The 24,004-nt window shown below is 27.5% G+C and carries 21 protein-coding genes; 11 read left to right on the plus strand and 10 right to left on the minus strand.

Annotated features, from left to right (window positions below; all coding sequences use genetic code 11):
- The first annotated feature begins 79 nt into the window (after positions 1 to 79).
- The 7 genes from rsmA to AVBRAN12642_RS03335 all read left to right on the plus strand — a co-directional run bounded on the left by rsmA (position 80) and on the right by AVBRAN12642_RS03335 (position 7,980).
- Entirely contained in the window at positions 80 to 847 is a 768-nt protein-coding gene (gene rsmA / locus AVBRAN12642_RS03305) for a 16S rRNA (adenine(1518)-N(6)/adenine(1519)-N(6))-dimethyltransferase RsmA (RefSeq protein ID WP_336607096.1), read from the plus strand.
- Positions 837 to 2,741: a ribonuclease J gene (locus tag AVBRAN12642_RS03310; protein WP_239802988.1), complete on the plus strand. Its 1,905-nt coding sequence runs from the start codon at positions 837 to 839 to the stop codon at positions 2,739 to 2,741. The genes rsmA and AVBRAN12642_RS03310 overlap by 11 nt, the downstream gene beginning before the upstream one ends.
- Positions 2,742 to 2,750: 9 nt before the next feature.
- Positions 2,751 to 3,674, plus strand: coding sequence for a KpsF/GutQ family sugar-phosphate isomerase (locus AVBRAN12642_RS03315; RefSeq protein WP_214117346.1), 924 nt, complete (start codon positions 2,751 to 2,753; stop codon positions 3,672 to 3,674).
- Entirely contained in the window at positions 3,674 to 4,438 is a 765-nt protein-coding gene (locus tag AVBRAN12642_RS03320; protein WP_336607094.1) for a pseudouridine synthase, read from the plus strand. The genes AVBRAN12642_RS03315 and AVBRAN12642_RS03320 overlap by 1 nt, the downstream gene beginning before the upstream one ends.
- A complete protein-coding gene (locus AVBRAN12642_RS03325) occupies positions 4,438 to 5,604 on the plus strand; it encodes an amidohydrolase (RefSeq protein WP_214117344.1) in 1,167 nt (388 codons plus the stop codon). Before AVBRAN12642_RS03320 ends, AVBRAN12642_RS03325 begins: the two co-directional genes overlap by 1 nt.
- A 77-nt stretch (positions 5,605 to 5,681) precedes the next feature.
- The gene (locus AVBRAN12642_RS03330) at positions 5,682 to 6,284 is read left to right on the plus strand and encodes a hydrogenase-4 component G (RefSeq protein ID WP_214117343.1); all 603 of its coding nucleotides are present in this window, start codon (positions 5,682 to 5,684) and stop codon (positions 6,282 to 6,284) included.
- A gap of 328 nt (positions 6,285 to 6,612) precedes the next feature.
- Positions 6,613 to 7,980 (plus strand): MFS transporter, encoded by a 1,368-nt coding sequence (locus AVBRAN12642_RS03335; RefSeq protein WP_214117342.1) that lies wholly within the window; start codon positions 6,613 to 6,615, stop codon positions 7,978 to 7,980.
- Here the strand turns inward: AVBRAN12642_RS03335 and AVBRAN12642_RS03340 are convergent.
- Genes AVBRAN12642_RS03340 through glmU form a run of 7 tightly spaced genes read right to left on the minus strand, consistent with a single transcriptional unit; the run spans position 7,977 to position 14,257 of the window.
- Positions 7,977 to 8,807, minus strand: coding sequence for a 1-aminocyclopropane-1-carboxylate deaminase (locus AVBRAN12642_RS03340; RefSeq protein WP_336607943.1), 831 nt, complete (start codon positions 8,805 to 8,807; stop codon positions 7,977 to 7,979). The genes AVBRAN12642_RS03335 and AVBRAN12642_RS03340 overlap by 4 nt on opposite strands.
- On the minus strand, positions 8,808 to 9,833 hold the full coding sequence (locus AVBRAN12642_RS03345; protein WP_214117340.1) for an LptF/LptG family permease: 1,026 nt from the start codon (positions 9,831 to 9,833) through the stop codon (positions 8,808 to 8,810).
- A complete protein-coding gene (locus tag AVBRAN12642_RS03350) occupies positions 9,812 to 10,582 on the minus strand; it encodes a prepilin peptidase (protein ID WP_214149818.1) in 771 nt (256 codons plus the stop codon). The genes AVBRAN12642_RS03345 and AVBRAN12642_RS03350 overlap by 22 nt, the downstream gene beginning before the upstream one ends.
- The gene (gene uppS, locus AVBRAN12642_RS03355) at positions 10,572 to 11,243 is read right to left on the minus strand and encodes a polyprenyl diphosphate synthase (protein WP_214149817.1); all 672 of its coding nucleotides are present in this window, start codon (positions 11,241 to 11,243) and stop codon (positions 10,572 to 10,574) included. The genes AVBRAN12642_RS03350 and uppS overlap by 11 nt, the downstream gene beginning before the upstream one ends.
- Positions 11,240 to 11,815 (minus strand): hypothetical protein, encoded by a 576-nt coding sequence (locus AVBRAN12642_RS03360; protein ID WP_214117337.1) that lies wholly within the window; start codon positions 11,813 to 11,815, stop codon positions 11,240 to 11,242. Before AVBRAN12642_RS03360 ends, uppS begins: the two co-directional genes overlap by 4 nt.
- On the minus strand, positions 11,808 to 12,971 hold the full coding sequence (gene coaBC, locus AVBRAN12642_RS03365) for a bifunctional phosphopantothenoylcysteine decarboxylase/phosphopantothenate--cysteine ligase CoaBC (RefSeq protein WP_214117336.1): 1,164 nt from the start codon (positions 12,969 to 12,971) through the stop codon (positions 11,808 to 11,810). The genes AVBRAN12642_RS03360 and coaBC overlap by 8 nt, the downstream gene beginning before the upstream one ends.
- Entirely contained in the window at positions 12,971 to 14,257 is a 1,287-nt protein-coding gene (gene glmU / locus AVBRAN12642_RS03370; RefSeq protein WP_239802981.1) for a bifunctional UDP-N-acetylglucosamine diphosphorylase/glucosamine-1-phosphate N-acetyltransferase GlmU, read from the minus strand. Before glmU ends, coaBC begins: the two co-directional genes overlap by 1 nt.
- Before the next feature lie 73 nt (positions 14,258 to 14,330).
- Between glmU and fliP the strand changes: the two genes are divergently transcribed.
- From fliP to AVBRAN12642_RS03390, 4 genes are read left to right on the plus strand one after another with little or no spacing between them, the layout of a single operon-like run.
- Positions 14,331 to 15,065 (plus strand): flagellar type III secretion system pore protein FliP, encoded by a 735-nt coding sequence (gene fliP / locus AVBRAN12642_RS03375; RefSeq protein ID WP_214117334.1) that lies wholly within the window; start codon positions 14,331 to 14,333, stop codon positions 15,063 to 15,065.
- Positions 15,066 to 15,073: 8 nt separating this feature from the next.
- On the plus strand, positions 15,074 to 16,330 hold the full coding sequence (locus AVBRAN12642_RS03380) for a TolC family protein (protein WP_336607944.1): 1,257 nt from the start codon (positions 15,074 to 15,076) through the stop codon (positions 16,328 to 16,330).
- Positions 16,331 to 16,338: 8 nt separating this feature from the next.
- Entirely contained in the window at positions 16,339 to 17,070 is a 732-nt protein-coding gene (locus AVBRAN12642_RS03385) for an efflux RND transporter periplasmic adaptor subunit (protein ID WP_214117332.1), read from the plus strand.
- Positions 17,071 to 20,088 (plus strand): efflux RND transporter permease subunit, encoded by a 3,018-nt coding sequence (locus AVBRAN12642_RS03390; RefSeq protein ID WP_336607945.1) that lies wholly within the window; start codon positions 17,071 to 17,073, stop codon positions 20,086 to 20,088. It begins immediately after the preceding gene.
- A gap of 33 nt (positions 20,089 to 20,121) precedes the next feature.
- Here AVBRAN12642_RS03390 and AVBRAN12642_RS03395 read toward each other — a convergent pair whose 3' ends face one another.
- The 3 genes from AVBRAN12642_RS03395 to htpG form a co-directional block, all read right to left on the minus strand.
- Positions 20,122 to 20,793 carry a hypothetical protein gene (locus AVBRAN12642_RS03395; protein WP_336607946.1) on the minus strand — a complete coding sequence of 224 codons (672 nt, stop codon included), beginning with the start codon at positions 20,791 to 20,793 and terminating at the stop codon, positions 20,122 to 20,124.
- A 297-nt stretch (positions 20,794 to 21,090) separates the two neighbouring features.
- Positions 21,091 to 22,179, minus strand: a complete 1,089-nt coding sequence (locus AVBRAN12642_RS03400) for a DNA adenine methylase (RefSeq protein ID WP_239802976.1) — start codon at positions 22,177 to 22,179, stop codon at positions 21,091 to 21,093.
- Positions 22,179 to 23,996 carry a molecular chaperone HtpG gene (gene htpG, locus AVBRAN12642_RS03405; RefSeq protein ID WP_336607088.1) on the minus strand — a complete coding sequence of 606 codons (1,818 nt, stop codon included), beginning with the start codon at positions 23,994 to 23,996 and terminating at the stop codon, positions 22,179 to 22,181. The genes AVBRAN12642_RS03400 and htpG overlap by 1 nt, the downstream gene beginning before the upstream one ends.
- Positions 23,997 to 24,004: the final 8 nt, after the last annotated feature.

The raw sequence follows: 24,004 nt of genomic DNA on the forward strand, positions 1-24,004 counted from the left end.
ATTTTTTATTTGAGAATTTGAAATAGGAATTTCAAAATAATTTTTCTATACATTAAATATTTTTTCATATACTCCCCAAATGATTAAGGCAAAAAAGAAATTCGGACAAAATTTTTTAAAAGATGAGTTAGTAAAACAGCAGATCATCCAAGCGATACCCAAAGATTTAAAAGCAAAATTAATTGAAATTGGGCCTGGCTTAGGTGATTTAACTGCTCCAATACTTAAAAGCGGTTTTAAATTAACAAGTTTTGAAATAGATGATAGTTTAATTCCTATTTTAAACGAGCGTTTTAATAAAGAGATTTTAAGTGGAGATTTTACGCTAATAAATGCTGATGTTATGAATGTAAAAATTAGCGATGAGCCTTATTTTATATGTGCTAATTTGCCGTATTATATTAGTTCGCAAATTATTATAAATGCTTTATTTGATGATAACTGCATAGGTATGCTTGTGATGATTCAAAAAGAATTAGCAGATAGATTTTTTGGTATTGATTATTGTGCTTTAAGTGTTATTACGGATTTACTTTGTGATAAAGTTAATGTTTGTGAAGTGCCACCTAGTGCATTCACTCCTATGCCAAAAGTAAATTCTAGTGTAATTAAGCTTATTAAAAAGCCTAGTTTGTTGGATAAAAAAGATTTAAAAGCTTTTAATTCTTTTATCAAGATAGCCTTTAATCAACCAAGAAAAAAAATGCTTAGTTCATTTTCAAATAAAACAAAGGTAAAACAAGCATTAGATAAGCTAGAAATTGATGAAAACAAAAGAGCTCATGAAATACCTGTTAAATCATTCTTAGAACTTTTTAAATTACTAAAGGATGAAAATGAATATTGAAGATTTAGAAAAAACAAAAGTAGCAAGAAGTTATGAAAACGCTGAAAACGAAGATGAACTTTTAGAAGAATTAGAAGAAGAAATTGACGATAAAAAAGCTAAAAAGAAAAAAAAGCGTAAGAAAAAAATCTTACCAGCTTCTTTAAAAGGTGATTTAGATTGGCAAAAAGCCTTAGCTGAATCAATGAAAGAAAACGAAAAAGCTCAAGAAAAAAGGCTATATCCTTGGATAAATTACAAAGGTAATGCAAGTGTTAAATTTACTCCATTAGGCGGACTTGGTGCTATTGGTGGAAATATGAGCGTAATTGAGTATGAAGATGAAGCTATTATCATTGATGTTGGAATGAGCTTTCCTGATGCTGATACTTTAGGTGTTGATATTGTAGTTCCTGATTTTTCTTATATTAGAAAGATAAAAGATAAAGTAAAAGCTGTTCTTATCACTCACGCTCACGAAGATCATATTGGAGCAATGCCTTATTTTTATAAAGAATTTGATTTTCCGATTTATGCTACGCCGCTTCCACTTGGAATGATTTCAAATAAATTTAGCGAACACGGGCTTAAAGATAAATGCAAATTATTTAGACCAATTACAAAAAGACAAATTTATGAAATTGGCTCTTTTAAAGTTGAGTTTATGCATATAACTCATAGTATTATAGATAGCTGTGCATTAGCTATAAATACTCCTGCTGGAACTATTATTCATACGGGAGATTTTAAGATTGACCATACTCCAATAGATGGTTATGCTAGTGATTTACATCGTTTAGCTTATTATGGCGAAAAAGGTGTTTTATGTTTATTTAGCGATAGCACTAATAGTTACCGCGAAGGTGTAACCAAGAGTGAAAGCACCGTTGGTGGGACTTTTGATTTGATTTATTCAAGATGCAAAGGTCGTGTGATTATGAGTACATTTAGCTCAAACATTCACAGAATCCATCAAGCAATCACACACGCACTTGTATATAATAGAAAAGTTTGTATTATAGGTCGTTCTATGGAAAGAAACTTATTTACAGCAATTGAACTTGGATATTTAAAATTTGATAAAAAGATTTTCATAAGTGCTGATGAGCTTGATAAATATCCTGATGAAGAGATATTAATAGTAACTACAGGCTCACAAGGTGAGAGTATGAGTGCATTATATAGAATGGCTACAAGCGAACACAAACATGTAAAAATTAAGCCTAATGATCAAGTAATTATAAGTGCTAAAGCAATTCCTGGTAATGAAGCAAGTGTATCAGGTGTAATTGATTTATTAATGCGTCATGGAGCAAGTGTTGCTTATCAAGAATTTAGCGAAATTCATGTAAGCGGTCATGCAGCAAGTGAAGAACAAAAGCTAATCTTAAGACTTGTAAAACCTAAATATTTCTTGCCTGTGCATGGAGAGTATTCTCATATTAGTAAGCACAAAGCTAGTGCAATTGCTTGTGGTGTGAATGAAAAAAATATATATTTATTAAATAACGGCGATCAAATGGAGATTAGCTGGAATAAATTAAGAAGATTAAAAACCGTTAAAACAGGTAAAACTTATATAGATAATCAAGTAGATAGAGAAGTGCATGATGATTTATTAAATACTAGAAAAAATCTTGCAGAGCATGGAATAGTGCAGCTTAATCTTCATATTAATATGGGTGCAAGGACACTAAATCACGCACATATAATCAATTTTGGTTTAGTATCAAATAAACTAGCTCAAGATTTTGCAACTGATGTTAGCAATTATATTAAATTATTTATAGCTGATGCAAAAGATACTTTATTAAAGGATAAAAAGGCATTTGAACCTGCACTAAGAAATGCACTTAAGAAGTATTTTTTCAAAAAATATAAAAAATATCCGTATTTATTATTAAATATTCATTAAGGATAAAATATGCTAGAAATTGCAAAAAACATTCTAAAGCGAGAAGCCTTCGCTTTAGAAGAAGCGTCAAATTCTTTAGATGAGAGTTTTTGTGAAGTTGCTAAAATAATTAGCGAATGCAAAGGGAATTTAATCATTGTTGGAGTTGGTAAAAGTGGTATAGTTGGACGCAAAATTGCAGCTTCGTTTGCTAGTTGTGGGGTAAGGTCATTTTTTATTCATGCTAGTGAGTTAATGCACGGAGATTTAGGAAATATTTGTAAAGATGATGTGGTGATTTTAATTTCTTTTAGTGGTAAAAGCGAAGAAGTGTTAAAAATATTACCATTTTTAAATGATAGAAATGCTACTTTAATTAGCATTTCTCAAAGCAATTCTCCATTAGCAAATGCTTGTAGTTTCAATATTGCTACAAATTGTAATGAAGCAATCACAAATCTACCAGCACCTACTAGCTCAACTACTCTAACTCTAGCTTTAGCTGATGCGCTTTTAGCTTGTGTTATTAATTTAAAAGATTTTAGCGTTAGTGATTTTGGTATAAATCATCCGGGTGGAGCATTAGGTAAAAAGTATTATGTAAAAGTTAGTGATTTAATGCATAAAAACAATCTACCGATAATAAGCAAAAATGCTAGTTTAAAAGACGCTATTATTTGTATGAGTAAGGCAAGTTTTGGTTGTGCTTTATTAGTTGATAATGAAAAATTAGTTGGTTTTTTAAGTGATGGGGATTTAAGAAGAGCTATGGCTAAGGATGATTTTTCTTTAGAGCAATTAGCCTTAGAATATGCTAGTAAAAATCCTAAAACCATAGAAAAATCAGTTTTAGCACATAAGGCGTTTTCTTATATGAAAGAAAACAAAATATCAATTTTAGTAGTTCTTGAGAATGAAAAAATAATAGGATTATTACAATTATTGGATGAGTGATGAGACTTAATAAATTTATAGCACACAATAGCAAGTATTCAAGAAAAGAAGCTGATAAACTAATAAAAGAAGGCTTAGTAAAGATTAATAACAAAGTTTGCTTAGAAGACTGGAGTGAAGTTGGAATTGATGATAAAGTTTTTGTAAAAGGTAAAAGAATTTATAAAAAAAGTGAATTTAGCGTCATCGTATATCATAAAGATAAAGGCGAATTAGTAAGCCATAAAGATGAGCGTGGAAGAGCCTTGATATATGATAATTTGCCAAGAGATTTTAGACATTTTAATCCTGTTGGAAGATTAGATTTTTCATCAACGGGCATACTTTTATTAGTAGATAGTCCTGTAATAGCTGATTTTTTAATGCAAAGTAACTTAGAGCGTGAATATTACTTAAAAATTAAAGGAACTATCACAAAAGAAGTAATTAATGCTATGGAAAATGGACTTGAGATTGTAAATAGCTTAAAAGGAGCACACCCAAAAAGCAAAATCACAAATCTTAGTCTAAAGCCTTTTTTAGAATATGAGATTTTTGGAAGTAGTGGTGGATATACAAAACTAAGAGTTATTATTGATGAAGGTAAAAATAGAGAATTAAGACGCTTTTTTGCTGAATTTGATTTAGAAGTAGTGGAGCTTAAAAGGGTTGCTTTTGGTAGGGTTGATTTGGGTGTATTAAAGCCTAAAAAATATAGATTTTTAACCAATAGCGAATACGAAGATTTAAGAAGCTTTTTAAAAGAAAATAAGGTGTATTATTAATGAAAGAATTAAATAATTTACATAAAGAATTTATAGAGTTAAGACATAGCATACACGCAAATCCAGAGCTAGGATTTAATGAATTTAATACCGCAAAATTAGTTGCAAATAAACTAAAAGAATTTGGTTATGAAGTTTATGAAGGCATAGGAAAAACAGGTGTTGTAGGAGTATTAAAGAAAGGAAATTCTACTAAAAGCATAGGTCTTAGAGCTGATATGGATGCGCTTAGTATAGAAGAATGCACAGGACTTGATTATGCTAGTAAGAATGGCTGTATGCACGCTTGCGGACACGATGGGCATACGGCAGGATTATTAATGGCTGCTAAGTATTTAGCAAGTGCTAATTTTAATGGAACTCTTAATTTATTTTTTCAACCTGCTGAAGAATGTTGTGATAATGAAATGTTAAGCGGTGCTATGAGAATGATAAAAGATGGAGTTTTAGAACGCTTTAAGGTTGATTATATTTATGGAATTCATAATATGCCAATTTCACAGATGAAAGGCTATGAAAATAAGAAATTCTTTATGAAAAAAGGCGTAATGATGGCAGGTGTAAGTGCTTATAAAGTAGATTTTATAGGCTTAGGCGGACACGCATCGGCTCCACATTTATGCAAAGACCCAATAAGCGTTGCAAATAATTTTGTAAATGCTTTATATACTTTTAAATCTTTAGAATTAAAAGATAGCGTTGTAAATGTTACAGGCTTTCTAGCAGGGACTACAAAAGCATTTAATATAATCCCAAATGAAGCTAGTGTTATGATAAATGTAAGAGGTCTTAGCAATCAAGAGCTTGAATTTATTGATACAAGAATTAAAGAATTAGCAACAAACTTAGCAAATGCTTTTAATATAAAAGCCATAGTAAAAAGAGCTGAAAATATAAAAGCTACTATCAATAATGATGAAGCACACGAGTTAGCAAGACTTGCTGCGATTGAGAGTTTTGGTGAAGATGAATGCGAGTTTGAACACCCGCATTTAATGGGTAGCGAAGACTTTTCTGCATTTTTAGATGAGGTTAAAGGAACATATGCTTTTATAAATAATGGAGATAGTGCAAATCTTCATCACCCAGAATATAATTTCAACGATGAAGTATTGCTACTAGCTAGTAAGTATTTTGCAAATTTAGTATTAAATTATTTAAAATAAATTTATTTTTATTAAAAAATTAAATAAATTTATTATTTAGCCGATATAAAAAAGACTATATTTAAAAGGAGAAGATTATGAATGTAGGTTCTGTTAGTAATTCAGGTTTTACGAGTGGCTTACCAAAAAGTGTAAAAACTCAAGATGATGCAAGAAATGCTATAAAAGATAATTTAAAAAATATAGGCATTGACTTAGGAGATAGGGATTTAAGTAGTATTAGTGGTAAGGATATTACAAATGCTTATATAGCACAAAGTATGCAAATTAGCTTTTCTCAATTTAATACTCAAGGAAGTATATTTAGTTTTTCAAAAAATGAAATGCAACTTAATACTTTTCTTGGAACTTTAGGTAAATTAGGTGATGGTTTTGAGAATTTACAAAACTTAACTCCTGCAAAAGCTAAAGAATTAATTAGCGAAGATGGCTATTGGGGTAGTAAGCAAACTGGCGATAGAATAGCTGGTTTTGTTCTAGCTGGTGCTGGAGATGATATTGAAAAGCTAAAAGCAGGTCGTGAAGGAATTATGCGTGGTTTTAAAGACGCTGATAAGACTTTAGGTGGTTTTAGCAAAGGATATGCTGATATTGCAAATGCTACAATTGAACGTGCTGTAAAAGCTATAGATGATAAAATAGCTGAATTAGGTGGCAATGTAGTAGATATAAAAGCTTAATTAAATGCCTATTTTTAGGCATTTAATATTTATAAATAAAAAGAATTTCAAATTCTTAAAAACAAATGTTCTTATATTAAAACAAATTAAAATAAAATTTTCATACTAATTAGATAATTTAATCAATTAATTTTAGCTTTCATAATAAAGTAAAATCATTATATTTTGCACTTATAATTAATTATGAATAATTAAATTCTTAAACTTTTAATAATAAATATTTATTAATACTATAAAACAAAAATTATTCTTAGTATGGCTTAATAATTAATATTATTTTAAAATAAATTGAAATAAAATCTCTAAAAATTTTTTAAAAGGATTAAAGATGATTTCTTTTTTAAGGCCTGTCAAAAAGGATAGGGTGATTAAAGATGATGAGTTGCTAAGCACTTATTATAAGTATAGAAAACTTTCATTAAGTGGTGTGTTTGTTGGTTATATGGGATATTATTTAGTAAGAAATAATATTACCCTATCTACTCCATTAATTAAGACTGATTTAGCAGTAAATAATTCTGATATAGGTTTAATTACTGGTTCTATGCTAATTGCTTATGGTATTAGTAAAGGCGTTATGAGTGCTTTAAGTGATAAGGCTGACCCAAAAAGATATATGGCTTTAGGTCTTATTTTATGTGCGTTAATTAATGTGTTATTAGGCTTTTGTAATGCTTTATATGCTTATGTAGGTGCTGTTATTGCACTTGGAGTTTTTCAAGGAATGGGCGTTGGACCTAGTTTTATTACTCTTGCTAATTGGTATCCTAAAAAAGAAAGAGGAATTTATACTGCTATTTGGAATATAAGTCATAATATTGGAGGGGGTTTGGTAGCTCCAATTATTTCTAAATCTGTTTTAATATTATCTCCTGTATTAGGGATTGCTGCGGCTGATTTTAATGCTACTTATTGGAAAGTAAATCACTTTTATGTTCCAGCAATTTTAGCCTTGTTAATTAGTGTTTATGTTTTATACGCTGTTAAGGGTAATCCTAAAAATGAAGGGTTAAAAGAATTAAACGAGATTAATAAATTAAGAGGCTATGAAGAAGATATTAAAAACTCAGCTTCAACTACTGATTTAAGTAGTAAAGAAATATTTGTTAAATATGTTCTAAAAAACCCTAATGCTTGGTATGTTGCTTGGATGGATACTTTTGTTTATATGATTAGATTTGGGTTGATAAATTGGCTTCCTATTTATCTTTTATCTGTAAAAGGCTTTAGTAAAGAGCAAATGCATACAGCGTTTTTATTCTTTGAATGGGCTGCAATTCCATCAACAATGTTAGCAGGAATTATATCTGATAGATTATTTAAAGGATATAGAATGCCACCTGCAATTCTTGCTGTTTGTATAATATTTTTTATGATTATTGGATATTTTACGAGCGATAATATTTACTACACTATATTTTTTGCAGCAGCAGCTGGGTGTTTAGTATATGTGCCACAATTTTTAGCAAGTGTTCAAACTATGGAAGTTGTTCCTGCTTTTGCTGTAGGTTCTTGCGTTGGTCTTCGTGGATTTATGAGCTATGTCGTAGGAGCTTCTTTAGGAACTATGCTTTTAGGTGCTATGGTTGATGCTTTTGGTTGGAATGCAGGTTTATATATGCTTTTATTTGCTTGTATTATGTGTATTGTGTTTTCTTTACTTTGCCACTTTGGTGCTAAGAATAAGAAATTTTAATTTATGAGATTATATTTTTTATTATAACGAAGTTCTAAATTCTTAGAACCAATTAATCCGCCTTGATGAATATATAAGATATTTTCTTTTAGTTCATCAAGGTTTTCATAAATTGCTTTTAGACAAACGCTATCATAAAGCAAATCAAACTCAATATCGCTAATATTTTTTGTTAAGACAAATAGCTCTTCATAAAGATTTGCAAAATGATATTTTCTAGCAGTTTTTAATAATTTTAGCTTGGAATTTGGATTAAGTTTGTTTATTTGTTTTACAAAATATTCATTAGCATTTACGCAAGATGCTGTAAAAACTCTAGCATTTGAAAGTGTGCTTAGATATTTTTCAAGATAAATCGCACTTGTATAAGTCCCACTTGCTAATACCACATCACAATCTAATTCATTTACAATTTTTGCTATTTCTTTTGCCATTTTATAAAAGCCAAATCTAGCATAATCTTCACAAACACCTTCGCTAATTAAAAAGCTATTATTATCATTTTTATGCAAAGTTTTTGCAAATTCTTTAGGATTATTCGCATAATAAATCACAGCGTTATTTTCTAATGCACTTTTTAAATTCCCACTAATTTCGCATCTTCTAGCACAAACAAAAGAAAAATTATAATTATTATTTTTAGTCCAGAGTGCTAGTGCTTGCATAGCATTTGATTGACTTGAGCCATAGCAGATTATGTGTTTATAAGGGAGTTTTAAGTCTTTAAATATATCTAATTTTCTTGCTTTATTGCCGTTAATTTCGCCTAATAAATCATCTCTTAAAATAATAATATTTTTATTAAAAATCTTAAGAGTTGAAAACATTTAATACCTTGATAAAATCTTTTTCCTAAAGCAAATCTTAGAAATTATTAGCGAAGTGAAAAATACAAAAGTAATAGTATAAAAATGATAATTTAAAAACATCATCATAGGAACTAGATAAATTATCAAAAACACAAGCATAGCTAAATACTCGTGGCTTTTTTCATACCTTGAGCTAATAATACTAAATGCTAGTGCGTAATGAACACTTGCAATAGGAAGTAGGCTAAGTAGGACATAGATTACTAATTCTTTTGATTTTGAAGGGGTTTTATAATCTTTCCAATAGTCTTTAAATGATTGAATATTGGTAATTTTTGAATTAATTAAGGTGCTAAAGCTAAGGTTTTTAATCTTTGCAATTTCTGTATTTTGCTTGAAATTATATAGCATTACATTGTCTAAATTAAATGTGATTTTATTATCTTCGTTTAGGATTGTTCCTTGATTAGCTAATAATATTTGTTCGTTTTTAGAATTTGTTTTTGGCAAATATAAAACAATATTTTTATAAATTCCATTCTCTAATTCATCTGCAAAATATATATAATCTCCTAATTTTTGACCAAAATTAGCATTTTTAAGATTAATTTTAGAAAAGGCTTTTTTATAATCAATAAAATTATCATATAAAGAAAAGCTAAGCGGCATTAAAACTATGCTAATTACTAATAAAACCAAACTTACTATAAAGGCTAAAAAGCTAATAAAATTAGCTATTTTTCTAGGGTTTAATCCTAGAGAAAAAAGCATAATTATTTCGTTTTCTTTAGATAATCTTAGAATACACATAAAACAGGTAATAAAAAAACTAATAGGAGTAGTAAAAATTATGAGTTTTACACTCATAAGAGAATATAATTTAAATAATTCATATAAGCTTAATTCTATATAAGAAGTAATTTTTGCTATTTGAAATAAGACAATGATAGAGCTTACTAAAAATAGCGTTAAAAATATTGATAAAAAAGAGCCTATGAATTGTCTAAATAAATATTTTTTAATCATTGCACATAATCTAAACAAAATTGCCCAACGCTAGGGAAAAACCATACTAAAGCAAGTCCTATGCTTAAAAATGGTATAAAAGGAACTTGTATGTTTTCCTTGCCTTTTATTCTTAGATACATAAAAACAGGCAAACTCACAACAGCTCCTAAAAATATAGCCACAAAACCAAGTTTAATTCCTAATAAGGCTCCAATTAATGCCATTATTTCAATATCAGCTTCGCCCATTACTTGAATACATTCATCATCGCTTTTTGCTTTTGCATTCATTATGCTCTCTATTAAAGATTTTAGCAAATACGCACCACCTGCAAAGATTAAAGCATCTTTAAAACTACTTATTGAATGAGTATAAATTAGAGCAAAAATCAAAGTTAGCATTAAAGTAAAGCTAGGCACAGCAAGGTAGCGAACATCAATAATGCAAAGTGCAAATAATAAGCTAAATGATAATGCTAAGCAAATAGAATAAGCAAGATTTTCTAAACTACTAATATCTATGCAATATAAAAATATAAAGCCAACAATTAGCTCAATTAATGGATACTGAATGCTTATTTTGCTTTTACAAAACCCACATTTACCACCTAAAACTAGCCAAGAAATAATAGGAATATTGTGATAGAATTTCAATTTGTTATTACAGCTTCCACAAGAACTTGGCGGATAAAAAACACTTTTTCTCTCAGGTAGTCTTAAAATCAATACATTTAAAAACGAGCCAAAAACAAGCCCAAATATAAAAACTAAAATACTAAACTCCACCGAAATTCCTTTTACAAATTCTATAATTTTTAATAATTTCTTTTAATTCATCTTCTTTAAAATCAGGAAACAAAGTAGGGGTAAAAACAAACTCTGCATAAGCACATTGCCAAAGTAAGAAATTTGAAATCCTAAAATGTCCGCCCGTTCTAATCAATAAATCAACATTGTTTTTAATATCTAAATATTTATTAAAATTATTTTCATCTATTTCTTCATCACTTGCTTTTAATTTTTTAAAAGCTCTTAAAATCTCATCTTTTCCGCCGTAATTTATGCCTAGATTAAAAATAATTCTTGAGTAATTTTTAGTTTTTTCTTCAAACTCATTAATTAAATTCTTAGTATCTACATCAAGAACACTAATATCTCCAAAGCTTTTAAATCTAATTTCATTTTTTATAAAATTGTTTAATTCACTAGATAAGTATTCTTTAAGTAATTTGAAAATAAACTCAATTTCTTCTTTAGGTCTTTTCCAATTTTCGGTAGAAAATGCAAATAAACTAAGCTCTAAAACGCCTTCTTCAATACAAGCTTTTACCAATCTTTCAATAGTTTTTGCACCTGCTTTATGCCCGAAACTTCTTAATAAACCTTGATTTTTAGCCCATCTACCATTACCATCCATAATGATTGCTAAATGATTTAACTCGTTCATAAATTTCCTTTATAACTAAGGCTAAAAAAATCATCTTTATAAGTAGTCAATTCTACATTTTGCGAATATTCAAAGCAGATTTTTTGAACCTTAGAAAAGCTAGTTAATATTTTATTATCATTTAAAAAAAGGCTTAATTTAGCAAAAACATCATAATAAATTGCTAATTCATTTTTTTTCTTTCTATATTCAATTAATATAGGTTTTCCTTCAAGCAAACAAGGTAAATATAAAATATCTTCATTCAAAGCAAAAAGCATTGTTTTATAGCATTCATAATCTGATTTTTGATTTGTTTGGATTAATGAATTAATTAGCGTGTATTTAAAATCATCTCTAAAAGCGATTTTTAATAACTCAAAACAATCATAATCAATATAGGCAAAAACCTTATCAGCTTGAAGATTTTTAAAGACTAAACTATCATAAATTTCAGCTAAATAATAAGTGTTTGGCTCTAAATTAATGTTTGATTTTGTGGTTAATTCTTTTTTACCAATTAATAATTTGTAGCGATTAAACATTAATTTATCAATTACTTTAAACTTAATTGGCAAAACATCATTAAACATCAGCTTTTACTCTATCAAAAATAATTTTTGCTAAGTTTTCTTTAGTATCAAAATACCCTTCGCTAATGCCTGAATAATCACAGAAAAATATTTCGTTTTTACTTGAGCCAAATTGAGTATGTTCTCCTAAAATATTAAGACATAATAAGCTTAAACCTTTATTTACTAAAGCTTTTTTTGCATTATCATAGGCAGTCTTTTCATCACACTCTAGCTTAAAGCCGATTTTTTTACCCGAAAAATTAAAAGTAGCTAATAAATCATCATTAGGTCTTATTTTGATATTAAATTCTTCATCGAATTCATCTCTTTTTATTTTTCTTTCTTGTTTGATAGGGATAAAATCACTAACCGCAGCACACATAAATAAATAATCAAATTCTTTATAATCTTGCATTAAGGCTTTTAATTCAGCACTTGTATCGTAGCTTAATTGTGTGAAATTTTCATTTTTAATCTCATCACATCTAGCCTTTAAATACACCACATTTGCACCCCTTAAATAAGCTTGTTTAGCTAGTGCATCTGACATAGTTCCACTTGAATAATTTCCTATATTTCTTACTAAATCAATGCTCTCACGAGTGCCGCCACCTGTTATTAAAATATTTTTTCCCATATAGAATTTATCTTTATAAATTTCTCTTAAAGTTGCTAGAAAAATATCTTTTGTATTAGCTAAAGCTCCTATGCCAAATTCTTTACAAGCTAAGGTTTTGCTAATTGGCTTTACTATTTTTACACCTAAACTCTTTAAATATTCTAAGCTTTTTTGTGTTTGACTTGCTAAATACATATTAGTATTTGCTGCAGGTGCTATTATTAGTGGTTTGTTTGAAGCAATTAAGGTGCTTAAAAATACATTATCACAAACTCCATTAGCTAGTTTATTTATTGAATTAACACTAGCAGGAGCAAATACAACAGCATCACAATCTTTTGAAAACATTATGTGATTTTTATCATTTTCCCAGCTTTCATTCTCACTTGTTAAAACGCTCTCGCATAATGCTTCATAAGCTAATTTATTTACGAATTTCAAAGCCCCATCACTTAATAAAGCTTTTACTTTAATTCCTTCTTCTTTAAACATAGAAATTAATTCAAAGCTTTTATAAAAGCTAATACTTCCACTAACACATAATAATACTTTCATTAAAAATCCTTAAAATTATTAAAAATCACGCCTTTATTACGCTCTATAAATAAATCTTTTGCTTTTAATTTAGCAGCGTCTTTATTGCTAATCGTGCTACCTGCTGCAATTAAAGTATCGCTAGGTATGTTAATTGGTGCTATTAGGTTTGAGTTTGAGCCTATGAAGACATTTTTACCGATTTTGCTTAGGTGTTTGTTTTTGCCATCGTAATTACAAATTATCACACCACAGCCAATATTTACACCACTACTAATCTCGCAATCTCCTAAATAAGCTAAATGCCCAGCTTTTACATTTTCTAATTTTGCATTTTTGCATTCTACGAAATTACCGATTTTACTATCTTTAATAACGCATTTTGGACGAATTCTAGCCATTGGCCCTATGCTTGAATTAATTATCTCACTATTTTCTATAACGCTATTTGCTAAGATTTTTGAGCTTTTTATAATAGAATTTGCCTTAATCACAACTCCACTTTCAATCTCACAATCATTGCTAATTTGTGTATCAAGCTCTATGAAAATACTATCTTTATTATGCATAACAACGCCATTTATAAGCAATTCATCTTTTATTCTTTTTTGCATAATTTGCTCGGCTTGTTCTAAATCTAATTTATTATTAATGCCTAAAAACTCAATCTCATCAAAGGTACATTCACTAACGCTTATTTTATCATCTATAGCCATTTTGATAATATCAGTTAGATAATATTCTTTTTGAGCGTTGTTGTTGTTTAGCTTAGGAATGTAAGTTTTTAATATATCTTTACTTATTTTATAAATTCCAGCATTACACAAAGTGCATTTTAATTCTTCATTGTTTGCATCTTTTGTTTCTACAATTTTACTTATTTTGTCGTTTTCTTTAATCACTCTTCCGTAAGAATTAGCACTATATTTATTAAAAGTGCTTAAAACTATTTTAGAATTTGTATTAGCTATAATTTTTAGACTATTTTGTGTGATTAAAGGCATATCAGCATTTAAAATCAACGCTTCTTCGTATTTTGGCTCATAATTTATTAAAGCCCCGCCTGTGCCTTTATGATTTTGCATATCTTGATATATATATTTTAAATTAGAATAATCTTTTAAATGCTCTTTTATAGCGTCTGCTTGATGGTGTAAAATCAAAGTTATATCATCACTAAGTTGCAAAGCATTTTCAATAATAATTTTAATTAAAGATTTCCCACAAATTGTATGCAAAGGTTTTGCTAAATTACTATTCATTCTAGTGCCAAAACCAGCTGCTAGTATTACTATGCTTAATTTCATATTTTTCCTTTAGATTTTAAGAAAATGTTAGCAAGTTTTGGATAACATTTTTAAAAACTATTTAAGGAAATTAGTGAAAAAACTATTGCTTTTATTATTGTTTTCAGTGTTTATTTATGCTGATACTCCACTTAGCGTTCCTACATTAAATCTAAATCTAAGCGCACCAGAAACGCCTAGCCAATTAGTAACTACTTTAAATGTAGTCATAGTTTTAACTATATTGGCTTTAGCTCCTAGTATTATATTTGTATGCACTTCGTTTTTAAGATTAGTTATAGTGTTTTCGTTTATGAGACAAGCTATGGGAACACAAGCAATGCCACCTAATACAATTTTAATATCTTTAGCACTTGTGATAACTTTTTTTATAATGCAACCAGCTGCTAATAAATCTTATGAAACAGGAATTAAGCCTTATTTGGAAGAAAAAATAGGCTATGAAGAAGCATTTGCATTAAGTGTTAAGCCGTTTAAAGAATTTATGCTTAAAAATACTAGAGAAAAGGATTTAGCACTATTTTATCGCTTAAGAAATATTGATAATCCTAAGAGTATTGATGATGTGGATTTAGTAACTTTAGTTCCTGCTTTTATGATTAGTGAATTAAAAACTGCATTTGAGATAGGATTTTTGCTATACTTACCTTTTTTAGTAATTGATATGGTTGTATCATCAGTATTAATGGCTATGGGTATGATGATGTTGCCGCCGGTTATGATATCTTTACCATTTAAAATTCTAATTTTTGTCTTAGTTGATGGTTGGAATTTATTAATTGGTAATTTGGTTAAAAGTTTTACATAGGAAAAAATATGAAAAAATTATCTTTAATTTTATTAAGTCTTAGTTTGCTTAATGCAACTAGCTTAAAAACTATGCTAGAAAGTATTGAGAATAATGAGCAATTAAAAGCTAAAAATTATGAAACTTTAAGCAAAGAAGAGAGTGCAAAAAGCGTAAAATACAAATACTATCCTAGTGCTACTTTACAAGTTGGATTTGTTAGTTTTGATTATGATAGATATATAATAAATCCAAATAATTTAACAAATGTAAGTGTAGCAATAGATGCTTTAATTTATGATGGTAAAAGAAATTCTAATATAAATCTTGCGAAAAAAAATCACGAATTAAGTCAAATTGAATTAGAAAAGGCTAAAAATGAATTGGAATTTAATTTAGTAAGTTTATATTATTCTTATTTAGCTTTAATGGAAAATATTGAATATAAAGAGCAGAATTTAAAATATTTAAATGCAAGTTTAAGTAGATTAGAAAATTTAAATAAAGTAGGCTTAAGACCTAATGATGAGCTAGAAATATTTAGAGCAAAAGTAGAATTAAATAAAAGTGAATTAAATAATTTAAATTATCAAAAAGATGAGATATTAAGTAATATTTATTTAATAACTAATAATAATTTTATTCCTACAAAAGGCAGTGCTATTATTTATGAAGATAGTGCTAATAAATCTTATGATATTAAAATAAATTCTTTAAAAGAAGAGATGAGTGAGCTTAATAAGGATTTATCATTAGCACCATTTAAACCTACTATTTTTGTAAAAAATATTGTGGGATTTTCAAAAAATAATTTCAATTATTCTTTATATGCTCCATTTGATATGATAGTAAAAGAAAGAGTAAAAGAAAAAATGTTTTCAAATATATTTATGCTAGGTTTATCTTGGAATGTTTTTTCTTTTGGAGCTGACAAAAAGGCATATGAGAGTGCAAAACTTAGTAATTTAGCCGCTAAAGAAATGAATATATATAGTAAAAAATCAGTTAGTGAAAAGGAAAAACTATTAATTCAAAAAATTTCATTTTTACAAGAAGAAATCAATGCCAATGAAAAGCTTTTAAATGCTAGCAAAATTGCTTATGAGAGTATTGCTAAAAAATATGAAGCTGGACTTGTTGGATATGTTGAATATTTAAATTCTTTAGAAACTATGCAAGGAGCTTTGGCGAAGCTTAGCTTAAGTAAAGCTAAATTTGAAATAACTAAGGCAGAATTATTACTTGCTAAAGGTATTATTATTAAAGATTTTGTAATTGATTTATAGGAGAAATGTTGAAAAAATTATTATTTTTGTTAATTAGTCTTAATTTATTTGCAGATTCTATTTATGCTAGTTTTGATGTGGTTGCTCAAAAAAGTGCTAAATTGTCATTGCAGTCTTTTGGAATTGTAAATAAAATTAATGTAGATGTAGGTAAAAGCGTGAAAAAAGGTGATATTTTATTAGAACTTGATAGTTCAATTGAGCAAGTTGGATTAGAAGAATCAAATGTTCAACAAAAATTAGCAAATGAAGCTTTAACTTTAGCAATTAGCACTCTTAAAAGATACGAGCAAGTAAAATCAGTATTGAATGAACAAATTTTAGATGAAATTAATTTTAAAAAAAGCGAAGCAGAACAAAGACTAAAATCAGCAAGAATGTCTAGTAAAAAATATGAAACTTTAATAAATCAAAAAAAATTAAAAGCTCCTTTTGATGGAGTAATTACGGCAAAATATATTGAAGTTGGAGAAGGCGTAGCAAGTCCTAATCAACCTTTATTGATTTTAGATAGTTACCCTGAAGTTAAATTACTTTTAAGTTTTGATGAAAAGTATTCTGATAAGGTTAAAGTAGGTAATACTTATGAATATAGTATAAATGGTTTAAATATGAAGGGTGTAATTAGTAAGGTATATCCAAATATAGATATAAAAACTAGAAAAATTTATGCAGAAGTCTTAGCAAATGATATACAAATTGGTTCATTTGGAGATGGTTATATTATTACGGATAAATAAATGTTAAAAATTGCAATTAATAGACCTGTTACTATTTTGATGACTTTTTTAGGGTTATTGATTTTTGGTGTTATATCAATTTTTACAATGCCAATTAATTTATATCCTAATGTTGATATTCCACTTGTTAAAATCACTACATTTGCAAATGCTGATTTAAGCTATGTAGAATCTCAAATTACTAAAAAGTTAGAAAATCAAATTTCAGGTGTTAGCCAGATAAAAAGAATTAGTTCAAAAAGTTTTAATAATCTAAGCGTAATAGTCGTAGAATTTGAACTAGGTAAAGATTTAGAAATAGCAGTAAATGATATTCGTGAAAAAATATCAAAAATGAAATTAGAATACCCACCAAGTGTTGAAAAAGTCTCATCAGATGCAGGTGCAGTTATGAGTATTTTTATCTCATCTAAAGATTTAAGCGATAAAGATTTAATGCAGTTGATTGAAGATGATTTAGAAGGCGACTTTCAGCGTATAAAAGGCGTTGGAGAAGTTAAAATGGTAGGGTATTTAAAAAACAATGTAAAAATTGATTTAAATTTAGATGAATTAAATAAATACCATATTAATTCTTTAGATGTAGCAAAACTAATAAAAATGCAGAATTTTAAAACCTTTTTAGGAAGTATTGAAAATGAAGCTAAAAATATTACTATTAAAGGTTATTTTGACTCAAATAGTGTAGAAGAATTAGAGCAATTAAGAATAGCTCCAGGAGTATTTTTAAAAGATGTAGCAGATATTAGTATAGGCTATACTTCAAAAGATAGTTATGCTTATTTTAATGGAGATAATGGAGTTTTAATAGAGCTTAAAAAAATCACAGGTCAAAATAGTTTAGAAGTTGCTAAAAATATTAAACAAGCTTTAATAGGTATTCAAGATTATCATAAAAATATAGATTTTAGTGTTGTGTATGATAAATCAGAAAATATTACAAAACACATATATCAAGTTGTATTTGATATGTGTTTAGGGGTGATTTTAACAATTTTAATAGTATTTTTATTTTTAAGAAATATTAGTGCTACTATTATTGCTAGCATAGCAATTCCTACTTCAATTATTTCTAGCTTTTTTTTAATAGATTTATTTGGATACGATTTAAATCGTTTGACATTAATAGCACTTACTTTATCTATTGGTATATTCGTAGATGATGCTATAGTTGTAATTGAGAATATTAGTAAAAAGATTAAAACAGAAAAAAATGCTTTATATGCAAGCTATGAAGGTATTAAGGATATTGCTTTTTCTGTATTTAGTATCAGTATAGTTTTATTATGTGTATTTATTCCGATTTCGTTTATGAATAGTATTTCTGGTTTGTTTTTTAATACATTAGGAATGAGCGTTGCTTTTGGGGTAATTATTTCGTTTTTGGTTTGTGTATTTTTAGTCCCAACCATTAGTGCTAGATTTTTAAATGTTAAAGAGAGTAAGTTTCACGATAATACAGAAAAGTATTTTACTAGACTAGAACAATGGTATGAAAATACTCTTGATACTATATTAGAATACAAAAAGATTTTTATAGGTATTATTTTTATTTTATGTGCTTTATCTTTTTCTTTAGCACCTAAAATAGGACTTGATTTCTTACCTATGGAAGATGATAGCGAACTTCAAGTTCAAATAGAATCTAAAAAAGATGTATCAATAGATATTATGGAAACTAAATCTTTAGAAGTTTTAAAACAAATTAAAGAAAATAAAAATGTAGATTATGCTTATTTATTAGTAGGCTACGATGATGCAAAAGATAGAAAAAAATCTAAAATATATGTTAAGTTAAAACCATTAGATGAAAGAACTGAAAGACAAAAAGAAGTTGTTTCTAATCTAAGAGATAGTTTGAGTTTAAAAGAATTTAAAATCAAAGTTTTAGAAATACCTAAATTTGAAGGTGCAGGTATTGATGAGCCGGTTCAGTTTGTATTATTAGGTGATGATTTTTCTTCTTTAGTAAGTGCTAGTAGAAGAGCAAAAAATATTTTAAGCGAATTAAAAGGCGTTGTTGATATTAGCGATGATATTGATGCTTATGCAGATGTTTTAGCTATTTATATAGATAAAGAAAAAGCAAGAAAATTAAATGTAAATACTCAAGAATTAGCAGGGATAATTCAAACTTCTTTTGCTCACGCTAATGTTGGGGTTTTAGATGGTTTAAAAGATAGTAAAGATATATTTATTCAACTTGAAAAAGTATCTAAAGAAGATATGAAATCACTTGAAAAAATACAAATAAGAACTATGGATAATAATGTAATTAGTTTATTAAATGTAGTAAATATCAAACTAATTAAGGATAGTAGTAGTATCAATAGACTTAATAAAACTCGTTCTGTAAAAATTACTGCAGGAGTTGATAGAGTTTCTTTAGATGAGGTAAAAACAAAACTAGAAACTAATATGAGTAAAATTATGCAAAATACTGGATTAAGATATACATTTACTGGTTTTATTGACCTTTTAGAAGAAACGATTATTGGTTTTATTATGGTTATGATTTTGTCGTTTTTATTAATTTATTTAGTATTAGCAGCTCTTTATGAAAGCTTTATCGTTCCATTTGTAATAATGATTACAATGCCACTTGCGTTTGCAGGAGCTTGTATTGGTCTTTATTTGACAGGCAATACATTTTCTTTATTTGTTTTGGTTGCTCTTATTTTGTTATTTGGAATGGTTGGCAAAAACGCAATTTTATTAATTGATGTTGCAAATAAATTATGTGATAGTGGAATAGGGGTTAAAGAAGCTCTTAAAATAGCTGGTAAAAGTAGAATTAGAGCGATATTAATGACTACGATTGCCATGATTTTTGCAATGCTACCTTTAGCTATTTCACACGGAGCTGGTTATGAGAGTAATTCTCCTATGGCAGTTGCAGTAATTAGTGGTCTTATTAGTTCAACCATATTAACACTTTTTGCTATTCCTGCAATTTATGAAGTATGCTATAAATTAGATAGAAAGTTAAAAAGAATTTATAAAAGAGATTTAATTTAAGGTTTTTTATCTTTTGGATAAAAAACCTAAGTTTTAAAATGAATAGCCTAATCCTATTCCAAAATTAACGCCTTTACCTACTAAATTATTATCATAACCTATTTTTACTTGAGTATAAAATCCATTAAGTTGTCTTGAAATACTATAACCTAATGATATATCTCCTGCTAGGACTGATTTTTCTTTTATATTATTGTTTGTGTAGTGTTTGGCAAATAATCTCATTCCAAGTATTAAATTGCTGTCCAAATACGATTTAGCAGTAATTCCTAGCGTTAATAGATTTGATTTTAAATTCTTATTAAAATTAGCGTTTTTTATAATATCACTACTTAAATTATATTTAGCCTTTTCATATCCTACACCGCCTAATAAAGAAAGCGATATATTGTAAATATCATTATAAAATCCATATCCACCTAAAGCTGTTAAATTATATAAATCAATATCAGTTTTGCTTCCTTGATTGCCTATAAAAAACCTTGAATATATATTAAAATGGCTAAAGTCTATTCCACCTACAAAATCATTATCATAATTATCCATTTTATATAAATATACACTTGCGTTTAAGGTGCTAGATAAATCATTGTCAAAAATATTATTTTTGTCTTTAATACTTGCACCTAGAGTGTTAAATTCTATAAAAGTTTGAGATATTAATAAATTGCTACAACAAAGTAAAGAAAAAATGATTTTTTTCATAAAAACTCCTTAAATAATTTATACAAATAATATTTGCATAGGTAATTATATTTTAAATATTATATCTATGGATAATATAAATAATAATTTTTATTAATTAGTATTTTTATCAAACAATAATAATAAAGCTTTTGATTTTATAAAAATATATTTTGAAAGTGTGTTTTTAAATTCTTTTAATAAAAATATAAATATTTATGATAATTTTAAGTCTTTATTATAAGTAGTATATTTTGTAGATAAAAATAAGGCTTTAGGTAGTTTTTGTGATTAAGCATATTAAATCATATATTATTTTTATATTTTTTTAAGGATATATAAAATCTCTTTTACATGGATTTTACGATTATTTAGATTTCTACTTGCTCTAAAGGTATTATATTTTTGCTCTAATATATTTAAGCTACCAAATTTTAAAAGAGTGTTTTTAAATTCATCTTCACTTATTATGCCTTCGTTGTTATATGAGATTAAAATTATTTTTGCTTTTAGATTGTTTATTAGCTCAAAAAAGCTTTCGCTAGCTGTTTTTTTAGAATTATAAACGCTTTTATTCCAATCCTTTGTAATACCTGAAACCTTAGAAATATCTTGTGGTTTAATATAATTTGTAATTAGATTTAGCATAAAATAATTTGAGCCATAAGGGTGTTGATTGTAAGGTGGGTCAATATAGCATAAATCACAATCAAGCTCATTTGCTAAAACATTTGCGTCTTGCCAAAACACATTAAAAGGCACATTATGGTTTGAAAAAATAGGCATTGCTAATTCAATATTAGCAATAATTCTACTAAGAGCATTTTTGCCACTTCCGCCCCATTCTCCTATGCCGTTTTTATTTTTATAAAAGCCTTTAAAAACACCACTTGTATTTACTTTTACACTAGCTTCATATAAAAGTGGTGCTAAAAAGTATTTTTTATATTTGTGATTTTCTAGCAATAATCTTGCTGTATCAATATAACTAGCATTATAATTTGTATAAAAAGCTCTATCATTTTGAGTGATATTTAGCTCATCTTTAGGAGAGTAAAGCTCTCGTATAAAGCCGTTTTCATTAAAATTATTAATGATTTGTTCTTTTAGTTTTTTATGCTCTATTTCAAGCTCTTTATAAAAATTATTATCAATATTTGATAAATAGCATTCATTGATTGCTTTGCTATAACTTTCTAAATCATTTGCTATTAAATAGCTTGAGTGTTGTTTTAAAAATCTTGCGACAATGCCACTACCACTAAACAAATCAACCGAGCTTAATTTATCTTTTTTAAGCTCGGTTTTTGCATATTTTACGCCTTTTTCAATAAAGCCTAATAATGAGCGTTTATTGCCTAAATAAGTAATTATTTGTTCGCTTAAATAGGCTTTGTTTTCTTGCATTAAAACGCTTTTTTAGCTAGATTTATAACAGCTTCGTTAAACTCACTAACCTTAGCAAATTCTAAGCCTTGAGCAAGTGCTGCGGTGCCATAAGCTATAAATGCTAGATTTTTAAGGCTATCTTCGTTATTTTCGTTTATTAGTTTTGCTACTAATTCGTGTTTTGCATTTAGTTGTAAAACGCCTTTAGCATTCATTTTTTCTCCGCTAAATTGAGCCATCATTTTAGCCATCATATATTCTTGGTCTTTAGTATCATAAACTAAGCTTGATAATGAGCTTTCTAAAGAATTAGATAGAACTACTTCTTTTACATCATTTTCTAATATTTTGCTTAGTTTTTCACAAAAGCCTTTTTGCTCATCGTTTAATTCATCTTTTTTGATTTCATCAACTTCGTTTATAGCTTTTAAATCAAAATCTTTATATTTATGAACCATAGGAATTACGATTGGGTCAATCTTGTCGCTTAAAAGCAATACATTTATGCTATTTTTTTTGTAGCTTTCAAGTAAAGGTGAGTGTTTTAATAATTCTTTATTTTCACCGATTAGATAATAAATAGTTTTGTTTTCACCTAAATTAGCACAATATTCATCAAGTGTGATTTGAGTATCGTTTTGACTATTATCAAATTTGCATAATGCTAAAATCTCATCTTTGTTCGCACTTGGGTCAAACAATGCTTCTTTTAATACAGCACCAAATAATTTATAAAACTCATCATATTTATTAGCGTCATTTTTTTGTAATTTTTCTAATTCACCTAAAATCTTTTTAGTGCTGATTTCTTTGATTTTTCTTAAAATTACATTTTCTTGTAGTATCTCACGACTTACATTTAAAGGTAAATCCTCAACATCAAGCACACCTTTAACAAATCTTAAGTAACTTGGTAAAATCTCTTCTTTTTCGCTAATTAATACTCTTTTTACATAAAGTTTTATACCTTTTTCATAATCTACTCTATATAAATCGTGTGGAGCATTTGCAGGGATAAAAAATAAGCTTGAATATTCTAAAGAACCGCCCTCACTTTTAGTATGAACATATAAAATCGGCTCTTTGCTATCATAACTTATACCTTCATAGAATTTTAAATAATCTTCTTTTTTAAGACTTGCTTTGTTTTCTCTCCATAAAGCTTTTGCTTTATTGATTTGCTCGAATTTTAATTCAGTTTTAGCGTTTTCTCCTTCTCCAACACTTATCTCTTTTTCCAAGAAAATCGGATAAGAAATATGATTTGAATACTTGCTAACTAGATTTTCAATAGTGTGAGTGTTTAAAAACTCATCATCTTTTAAATGTAGAACTATTTTTGTGCCAAAACTATCTTTATTTGTTTTAGTGATTTCATAACCATTTGTATCAGAACTCCATAAAAACGAATCATTGCTTAAGGCTTTTTTAGTATAAACTTCAATTTTATTTGCAACCATAAATGCTGAATAAAATCCAACACCAAATTGACCTATCAAATCGCTATTTTTCTTAGCATCTTCGCTTAAATTTTCTAAGAATTTCTTAGTTCCACTTGAAGCAATTGTGCCTAAATTATTATTTAAATCAGCTTCGTCCATACCTATGCCGTTATCTTCTATGATTAATAATTTAGCGTCTTTATTAATACTAATTTTAATACTAGGATTAAAGCTAATTCCTTTATAAGCTTCATCGCTAAGGCTTAAGAAATTTAGCTTATCTATAGCGTCGCTTGAGTTTGATATAAGCTCTCTTAAAAATATTTCTTTATTTGAGTAAAGTGAATGAATCATTAAATTAAGTAATTGATTTACTTCGGTTTTAAATTCCATATTTTCTC

Origin of the sequence: Campylobacter sp. RM12642 (genome assembly GCF_020137635.1) — a bacterium.
Taxonomy (GTDB): domain Bacteria; phylum Campylobacterota; class Campylobacteria; order Campylobacterales; family Campylobacteraceae; genus Campylobacter_E.